We start from the raw sequence: 8,022 nt of genomic DNA, 5'->3' as shown, positions 1-8,022 counted from the left end.
GCCAGCCTCGTGCTCCTTCAAAATGACGATGATCTGTTCGTCTGTGAAACGGTTGCGCTTCATTCCCTGGTCCTCTCAATGGGCCAGAGCTTACTTCAAAATGGATTATTTCAACGGGGCAAGGTCACGAGGAACCGGGCGACGAAGGTGTTTTCCAGGGCACGGCCTTCGTCTTCGACGGCTCGGAGGACTACCACCGGCGCATTAACGATCCCTCCTTGGATATGGACGAACACAGCATACTTGTGATCCGCGGCGCCGGTCCCATGGGCTGGCCGGGTTCGGCGGAAGTGGTCAATATGCAACCCCCGGATCATCTCCTCAAGAAGGGCATCACAAGCCTTCCAACAATCGGCGATGGTCGCCAGTCCGGCACGGCGGACAGTCCATCCATTCTCAACGCGTCTCCGGAAAGCGCTGCTGGCGGCGGCCTCGCCTGGTTGCGGACGGGAGATGTAATCCGCATAGACTTAAAAAAGGGGCGTTGCGACATGCTGGTCGAGGAAGTTGAGATAGAGCGACGCAAGGGCGACGGGATACCGCCAGTGCCACCCGACGCGACCCCTTGGCAGAGGATCTACCGACGTTCGGTCAATCAGCTAGCAGATGGTGCAATTCTTGAAGGGGCAGACGAGTTTCGACGGATTTCCACGGTTCCGCCCCGTCACAATCACTAGGAAAATGAAAATGTTCAAGAACCTCATCGCCAGCGAATGGGTGGGCGGTATCGATGTTATTCTCAACATTAATCCGTCCGACACCAACGACGTGATCGGGGAATATGCGCGCGCCTCGGCCGAGGATGCGAAGGCGGCGATTGCCGCGGCCAAGGCTGCCTTTCCGGCCTGGTCACGCTCCGGCATCCTCGAGCGCCATGCGATCCTTCGAAAGACCGCCGACGAGATCCTGGCGCGCAAGGACGAGCTCGGACGGTTGTTGTCGCGCGAAGAGGGCAAGACGCTGGCAGAAGGCATCGGCGAGACCGTGCGCGCCGGCCAGATCTTCGACTTCTTCGCCGGCGAAGCGCTCAGGCTGGCCGGCGAGGTCATCCCCTCGGTGCGTCCTGATATCGGCGTCGAGATCACCCGCGAGCCGGTCGGCGTCGTCGGCATCATCACGCCATGGAATTTCCCGATCGCCATTCCCGCCTGGAAGATCGCGCCGGCGCTCTGCTACGGCAACACCATCGTGTTCAAGCCGGCCGAACTGGTGCCCGGCTGCTCATGGGCGATCGTCGACATTCTCCATCGCGCCGGGCTGCCGAAGGGCGTGATGAACCTGGTGATGGGCAAGGGCTCGGTCGTCGGCCAGGCGATGCTCGACAGCCCCGACATCCAGGCGATCACCTTTACCGGCTCGACCGGCACGGGAAAACGCGTGGCACTGGCCTCGGTCGAGCACAATCGCAAATACCAGCTGGAAATGGGCGGCAAGAACCCGTTCGTGGTGCTCGACGATGCCGATCTCGGGGTTGCCGTCGAAGCGGCGGTCAATTCCGCCTTCTTCTCCACCGGCCAGCGCTGCACCGCCTCGTCGCGGGTGATCGTCACCGAAGGCATTCACGACCGGTTCGTGGCGGCGATGGGCGAGCGCATGAAGGGTCTGGTGATTGACGACGCGCTGAGGGCCGGCACCCATATCGGCCCGGTGGTCGACCAGAGCCAGCTCAACCAGGACACCGACTATATCGCCATCGGCAAACAGGAAGGCGCCAAGCTCGCCTTCGGCGGCGAGCTTCTGAAGCGCGACACGCCCGGCTTCTACCTGCAGCCGGCGCTGTTTACCGAGGCAACCAACCAGATGCGCATCTCTCGTGAAGAGATCTTCGGGCCGGTCGCTTCGGTGATCCGGGTGAAGGACTATGACGAGGCGCTGAGCGTCGCCAACGACACGCCGTTCGGGCTGTCGTCGGGCATTGCCACCACCAGCCTGAAACATGCGACGCATTTCAAGCGCAATGCCGAGGCCGGCATGGTGATGGTCAACCTGCCGACCGCCGGCGTCGATTTCCACGTGCCCTTCGGTGGCCGCAAGGGCTCCTCCCATGGCTCGCGCGAGCAGGGTCGCTATGCCGCCGAATTCTACACAACCGTCAAGTCGGCATATACGAATACCTGAAGCTTGATTTTCATTTTGACATGCGCTCCGCGGTATCCGGCTGGGGCGCACGTCGTCTTTCGTGATCGCTCTGCCTCAGCCGTCTTGTCGACTCTATTGCCTCAGGTCGTGAGGTGGTGGAGCCCATTGTATTGCTCTCTTGCTGAAAGCAACCATCAATATCCTTTGGGTGGAGCTCAGCTTCTTTCGTGATCACTATTCCGAACGCTGACCACGCGAAGGCCGCCTGGCAGCTTACTGAAACAAGGTCGTCAGGACCCCTGTCGATCTCCCCGCAGGACAGCAATACTCTTACCCGGGGTAAGGCGTGCGCCGGTCCGCACGGCAGCATTGGCGTTTAACCACGTGTAGGGGAAGTGACGGTAAAACAGCGTGCTCGCGCTGTTCCGACAATTGAAGCTGCCGATTTAAGTCACTGGCACGGCCATCGCAGGCTACTCGGGCGCGCGTGAGATCTCCTGGATTGTCGGTCCGCACCGCGCCGAATTAGAGAACGTAGCCTTGTCAACGCAGTATTGTGAAAAGCGCCGGCGGTGATGGACGAAACGATTCTGGATAGGGCTGTTTGGCCCCTCAGGTCCTTCGCCTTCGATTGGAGTTGGTCCGTGCTGTCTACAATTGGCCGTGCGGGAACGTCGGTCAGAACTGCGTTTGGAATCCGATTGGCGTCTTTTGTCGACTTGCGCCATTGACGCCAGGAACGTCCATGTCCTGACCGAATGCCCAACCTCAAAACGGAGAGAACTTCAAGCGTCGACGCTTTCGAGAAAGAGTTCGACAAAAGCGCTTCTGTTCACATCGCGAACGAGAGTAGCTTCGGGAGCTACCATCCAAGCTCGATTCGCTGAGACTTTGCGACCTGGACGACGATCCGCGACTGTCATTCCACGCGTCAGGTAACCGTTGAGTTCGATCGAAATCGGAAGCTTTTCGACGCCGCGAATGAGTTCGGGACGTGCCACCAGACCAACAGTCAGCGCGGAGTGCATTGCGCAGGCACGCTCGCCCAAAAGGGGGCTGTAGAAGTCCATATAGAAAGGGACAATCCGTTGGAGATAGCGTGCAGCAGGGGATGAAGAGCGATTGAGCCTTTCAAGATCCACCGCTCGAAACAGCGTGCTATCCGTCACGTCCAAAGACACAACCATGACTTCCCAACTAGCCTGCTCCAGTACCATTTGGGCGCCTTCGGGATCGTGGCAGGCATCGGCTTCCCCTACGGGTGTAACATTTCCTGGTTCGTAGACCGCGCCCCCCATCCACACAACTCGCGGCAGATACGTTGGCAGTGTTGGGTCCAGCATAAGTGCAAGCGCCAGATTCGTCAGAGGACCAAGCGCGATGAAGGTCACTTCACCAGGATTCTCCCGGGCCGATCGTATGATGAACTCCGCTGCCGATATTGGAAGCTCCGCTCTCTTCGTTGGGGTTGGGAAATCTGCGTTGCCGACACCGTCATGGCCGTGAATCTCGGGGTTGAAGGAGGGGATACCCACAAATCCCCTTGCTGCACCTCGGGCGAGCGGAACATCCGAATGGCCGGTTTGTTCGAGCAGGACGGCCGTGTTGCGCGTCGTAAGCTCCACGTCGACATTTCCGAACACTGATGTGAATCCGAGCACCTCAAGTTCAGGACGCTTCAACGCCAAAACGCATCCCATCGCATCATCGATGCCCGTATCGGTGTCTACAATTACCTTGTGAGCCATACTGCTAATCACTCTTGTTTAAGGTTGTTGGGGCCGAATGCACGCGGAAGAAGTTCGCCGAAGGCGATCACCTCTTGCACCCCTTCATCGCTGCATACGTAAACCATTGTGTCGCTCTGCGAGAACTCGCCTAGCCGCTGCCTGCATCCCCCGCAAGGTGTGCAGAGCACACCAGAACCGGGATGGCCACCCAAAACCAGGACGGCTTTGATACGGCGTTCGCCAGCTGCAACCAACGCTCCAATCGCGTTGGCTTCGGCGCAAGCGGTTTCAGGGAAGGATGCGTTGTCGACGTTTACTCCGACATAGATCTTGCCGCTCTCGGACTGAATCGCGCACGCCACGGGGAAATTCGAGTACGGAACATATGCATTCGAACGCGCACTCTTAGCAGCCCCGAACAATTGGGTTTCGATCATTAACGCTCTCCTTTGAGATAGGGTCGTCCTGCCTCGATCGGTCCTTCCGCGCGTCCGACGACGCCCGCGAGCAACAACAGTGTCAGGACGTACGGGAGGGCTTGGATGATCTGTGTGGGGATCATAACGCCGTCTATTGCGGCCCCTTGGAGGCGTCCTTGAATGGCGTCAGCAAACGCAAAAAGAAGACAGGCCGCCAAGACCCGGCCGGGGCGCCAGTTCCCGAAGATGACCGCCGCGAGAGCCATGTAGCCCTGGCCAGCCGTCATATCCTTGTAGAAGGCTCCGCCCTGTACGAGAGCGAAGTAGGCGCCCCCGATCCCACAAAGAGCTCCATTGATCGCAAGGGCCAGATAGCGGGTGGCATAGACGGAGATGCCGGCGGTGTCCGCGGCTTGAGGTTTGTCCCCACAGGCCCGCAGGCGCAGGCCAAAACGCGTACGATAAATAACCACTGCGGTGACAGCGACGAGCAGGAACGCTCCATAAACGAAAACCGTTTGTCCGCTGATGACCTGACTGTAGAGGGGGCCGACGACCGGGACGTCGGCGAGCGTCTCTGCTCCGGGAAGCGTAATAGGCAGAAAACGTTGTTGTACGTCAAGCTGCGGCGTCTGGCCGCCGCGCTGATACCATGCAATGCCGAGAAATGCCGTCAGACCCGAAGCAATGATGTTGATGGCAATGCCAATGACGAGCTGATTTCCACGCAGGTGAATTGATGCGAACCCTTGTGCCAGCGCAAGCATAACCCCAGCGAAAATTGCCCCGATCAGGCCGGCGCCGGCGCTTCCGAAGCTTGCCGCGCACGCTCCTGCCGCGAAAGCTCCGAATAGCATCTTGCCTTCAAGCCCGATGTCGATGACACCGGATTTCTCGGCATATAGGCCTCCCATCGATGCAAAAATCAACGGAACGGCGAGCCGAAGGGCTGAGGCCGTAACAAAGATAATCGTTAGGTAGTCCATCGAAGACGCTCCTTCTTACGCCGTCTTGCGTGCAGTGAGATAGTCAAGCATCTGCGATAGATACGGTTTGAGCACCGAGACAAACCCGCCCGCAAATAGGATGACAAGCCCTTGAAGCACGACCACCACCTCGCGGGATATCTTGGGGAACATGAACGACATCGACGCACCACCCTGGTAGAGAGCGCCAAAGAGGATGGCTGCCGGAATGATGCCAAGTGGATGGTTGTTCCCGATCAGTGCGACGGCAACCCCGGTGAACCCATAGCCGAGGGCGAAGTCGAGGATGAGCCGATGCTGAACCCCAAAAACTTCATTCAAACCTACCATGCCGGCCAGAGCACCCGATAGGCACACTGCCTGTATGATGATTCGGGGAACCTGAACTCCGGCATATGCTGCTGCATCTCGGTTCTCGCCGACTGCTCGAAGTTCGTAGCCCCAACGCGTGTACCAGATCAGATAGGTGACTGCGGCACAGGCAATCAACGCAACGAGAAACGTGATGTTCAATGGGGTTTCATGCATATTGACGCCGAACGCGCGGAGGATTTCGTCAACTCTTGGCAGCGACAAATTCTCTGGCAGAGCCGCAGAGGACGGAATCATTGACGTCGGCGGCCGGAGCAAGTTGACGATCAAGTAGATCATCACCAGTGAGGCCAGGAAGTTGAACATGATGGTCGTCACCACCAGGTTGCTGCCGCGCCGAGCCGACATGTAAGCCGGCACGAAAGCCCACGTCGCGCCGAACAACATTCCCGCTCCAATACCCACGACCAAGGCCGCCGGCCATGGTAGGAAGGGCAGCGCTACGCCAACTAGGTAGACACCCAGCCCGGAAACATAGGCCTGCCCTTCACCGCCAATGTTGTATTCGCGCGCGTGCGCCGCGACAGCAACGGCCAAGCCTGTGAAGATGAAATTGGTTGCATAGTAGAGCGTGAATGAGATGCCCTTCAGGCTACCGAACGCGCCAGTCCAAACAACCCCGAATGCTTTCAGAGGGTTCTCGCCCACTGCCCAGATCAGCAACGCGCCGATCAAGAATGCGGCTACAACGTTGATCAATGTTGCGACGATTGCCGCAATGGTGCCGCTCGCTTGGTTTTTCACTGTACCGCTACCTTCTGCTTTTCTGCCTGTGCCTCAGCCAGGGGGAGGCCGGCCATCATCAGGCCAAGTAGTTTTTCATCGGCGTCTGCGCGCCCGACAATGCCCATAGACCTGCCTTCGAACATCACTAGGATCCGGTCTGAGAGGGCCAACACTTCTTCCAATTCAACGGATATGAGAAGCACGGACTTGCCCTTGTCTCGCTCCGAGAGCAGAGCCGCATGGATGTTTTCGATTGCACCGATATCGACACCGCGTGTCGGTTGTCCGATAAGCAGGATGTCTGGAGAGAGAGCGAGTTCTCGGCCGATGACCAGTTTTTGTTGGTTGCCGCCTGAAAACAGTCCGAACCGCAGTTCTGAATCGGCGGGTCGGACATCGTGCTTTTTCATCAGATCCTGACACCAGCGACTGACCTTTGTTGGTTGTATTCGCTTTCCCACACCGTCGATTTTTCCAGATCGATGAAGCCCGAGAATACTGTTCTCCGCCGCCGTCCACCGTTTCATCATCCCGAGGCGATGCCTATCCTCCGGAACATGACCGACGCCATTCTCCCTAATCGCTTCCGGGTGAGCCGGGCGATCGGCCGACATTTCCAGGCTACCAAGCCTGATACGGCCCGCCATTGGGCTGGCGAGCCCGGCCAGCGCCGCGATCAGCTCCGACTGGCCGTTGCCCGCCACACCCGCAATGCCGAGCACTTCGCCGGCATGGATCTGGAAGCTCAGGTCGAATACGCGTTGGATTGACAGGTTATCCCTTACACTGAGCTGATCGACTTCGACACGGATGTCCGGTCTGCGCGGTTCGCGGGCTTGGGGAGGCGCATTCGGGCGTCGTCCTACCATCAGCGTGGCCAGCATCATTCGGTCGGTTTCGGCAGTGGCGTAGGTTCCGACACTTTTGCCCTGGCGCAGCACCGTCACGGAATCCGTGACGGACAAAATCTCCTGGAGCTTGTGCGTGATCAGGATTACGGTTTTGCCTTGGGCCTTAAGGTCCTTAAACACCTTGAAGAGTTCTTGCACCTCGCCCGGAGTCAAGACCCCGGTCGGTTCGTCCAATATCAAGACTTCGGCGCCTCTGTAGAGCGCCTTCAGGATTTCGATCCGCTGTTGTACGCCAACGGGCAGGTCGCGTGTGACAGCATCAAGAGGGAAGTGAAGTCCATACTGCGCCTGAAGGGCTTGGACTTTGGACGTGACGTTGCCTGTTCCGCCTTTCAGCCAGAAGCCGTCCTCTTTACCGAGGACGACGTTCTGCAGCGCAGTCATTCGTTCTACGAGCATGAAATGCTGGTGCACCATCCCAATGCCGGCGTGAATGGCGGTCGAGGGGTTCTTGATGTCGGAGCGGGCTCCGTTCAGGAATATCTCGCCTCTGTCCGGGTGATAAAGCCCGAACAAAATACTCATAAGCGTGGACTTTCCCGCCCCGTTTTCCCCGATAATGCCGTGAATCGTACCCTTTCGAACGCCAAAATTTACATCATCGTTGGCGATTACCGTCCCAAAGCTCTTCGTCACTCCGCAAAACTCTACAGCGTAGGTGACTTCAGGAGAGCCACGCTCGATCTGGATGACGTTCATCCTGCTCCCTTTCCCAAAAACAACGCGTATGGCGGCGCGCGATGTCGCGCGCGCCCCACTCGGCCTCGCACCGCAAATTGAGTGGACAACGGTGCGAGGT

6 protein-coding genes and 1 pseudogene are annotated in these 8,022 nt (G+C 58.4%); 2 read left to right on the top strand and 5 right to left on the bottom strand.

Annotated elements, in window-relative coordinates; translation table 11 throughout:
- Nucleotides 1-128 precede the first annotated feature (128 nt).
- Both IB279_RS29495 and IB279_RS29490 read left to right on the top strand, forming a co-directional pair.
- Nucleotides 129-677 (top strand): annotated as a pseudogene (locus IB279_RS29495) (dihydroxy-acid dehydratase); the annotation flags it as partial.
- Between the two features lie 4 nt (nt 678-681).
- Nucleotides 682-2,118 carry an aldehyde dehydrogenase family protein gene (locus IB279_RS29490; protein ID WP_192340367.1) on the top strand — a complete coding sequence of 479 codons (1,437 nt, stop codon included), beginning with the start codon at nt 682-684 and terminating at the stop codon, nt 2,116-2,118.
- A 746-nt stretch (nt 2,119-2,864) separates the two neighbouring features.
- Here the strand turns inward: IB279_RS29490 and IB279_RS29485 are convergent.
- Genes IB279_RS29485 through IB279_RS29465 form a run of 5 tightly spaced genes read right to left on the bottom strand, consistent with a single transcriptional unit; the run spans nt 2,865 to nt 7,922 of the window.
- Complete coding sequence (locus IB279_RS29485) at nt 2,865-3,827, bottom strand: nucleoside hydrolase (protein WP_192340365.1); 963 nt, start codon at nt 3,825-3,827, stop codon at nt 2,865-2,867.
- Nucleotides 3,828-3,835: 8 nt separating this feature from the next.
- Nucleotides 3,836-4,246, bottom strand: coding sequence for a cytidine deaminase (cdd, locus tag IB279_RS29480; RefSeq protein WP_192340363.1), 411 nt, complete (start codon nt 4,244-4,246; stop codon nt 3,836-3,838).
- Nucleotides 4,246-5,214, bottom strand: coding sequence for an ABC transporter permease (locus tag IB279_RS29475; protein WP_192340361.1), 969 nt, complete (start codon nt 5,212-5,214; stop codon nt 4,246-4,248). The genes cdd and IB279_RS29475 overlap by 1 nt, the downstream gene beginning before the upstream one ends.
- Nucleotides 5,215-5,229: 15 nt before the next feature.
- The gene (locus IB279_RS29470; protein WP_192340359.1) at nt 5,230-6,330 is read right to left on the bottom strand and encodes an ABC transporter permease; all 1,101 of its coding nucleotides are present in this window, start codon (nt 6,328-6,330) and stop codon (nt 5,230-5,232) included.
- Nucleotides 6,327-7,922, bottom strand: coding sequence for an ABC transporter ATP-binding protein (locus tag IB279_RS29465; protein ID WP_192340357.1), 1,596 nt, complete (start codon nt 7,920-7,922; stop codon nt 6,327-6,329). The genes IB279_RS29470 and IB279_RS29465 overlap by 4 nt, the downstream gene beginning before the upstream one ends.
- Nucleotides 7,923-8,022: the final 100 nt, after the last annotated feature.

The organism is Ensifer sp. ENS06, assembly GCF_014852205.1.
Lineage (GTDB): Bacteria > Pseudomonadota > Alphaproteobacteria > Rhizobiales > Rhizobiaceae > Ensifer > Ensifer adhaerens.
Note: the sequence above shows the minus strand (reverse complement) of the source record. Positions and strands in the feature narration are given on the sequence as shown.

Bases quoted from the DNA above. Each gene is read 5' to 3' on its own strand.
- IB279_RS29490 (WP_192340367.1), top strand. From the start codon at position 682: ATGAAAATGTTCAAGAACCTCATCGCCAGCGAATGGGTGGGCGGTATC.
- IB279_RS29485 (WP_192340365.1), bottom strand. From the start codon at position 3,827: ATGGCTCACAAGGTAATTGTAGACACCGATACGGGCATCGATGATGCG.
- cdd (WP_192340363.1), bottom strand. From the start codon at position 4,246: ATGATCGAAACCCAATTGTTCGGGGCTGCTAAGAGTGCGCGTTCGAAT.
- IB279_RS29475 (WP_192340361.1), bottom strand. From the start codon at position 5,214: ATGGACTACCTAACGATTATCTTTGTTACGGCCTCAGCCCTTCGGCTC.
- IB279_RS29465 (WP_192340357.1), bottom strand. From the start codon at position 7,922: ATGAACGTCATCCAGATCGAGCGTGGCTCTCCTGAAGTCACCTACGCT.